Source organism: Cobetia sp. MMG027 (assembly GCF_027947415.1).
Lineage (GTDB): Bacteria > Pseudomonadota > Gammaproteobacteria > Pseudomonadales > Halomonadaceae > Cobetia > Cobetia marina.
Genome location: NZ_JAQJIO010000047.1, coordinates 1 through 305, shown reverse-complemented (window position 1 = coordinate 305; position 305 = coordinate 1). Strand labels below are relative to the sequence as shown.

Below are 305 nucleotides of genomic sequence, written 5' to 3'. Positions count from 1 at the left end.
TCACACAACCTTCTCGAGGAAGGCGATATGCTTGTCACTGTGAACTGTCAGCATTATCAGGTAGTAGAAGCTTGAACCGGAACTTGATGGTGGAGCCAAGCGGGATCGAACCGCTGACCTCCTGCGTGCAAGGCAGGCGCTCTCCCAGCTGAGCTATGGCCCCAAAAGTCGGCAAACCGTGTCGACAAAAGCACGAAGCTTTTGGTGGGTCTGGGCAGATTTGAACTGCCGACCTCACCCTTATCAGGGGTGCGCTCTAACCAACTGAGCTACAGACCCGACACTACTACTCGATAAACTAACTT

2 tRNA genes are annotated in these 305 nt (G+C 53.1%); both read right to left on the bottom strand.

The features are described from left to right. Window positions 1–87 precede the first annotated feature (87 nt). Window positions 88–163 (bottom strand) — tRNA-Ala (locus tag PJK54_RS17815). 39 nt (window positions 164–202) lie between these two features. Next, window positions 203–279, bottom strand: a tRNA-Ile gene (locus PJK54_RS17810). Between the last annotated feature and the right edge of the window lie 26 nt (window positions 280–305).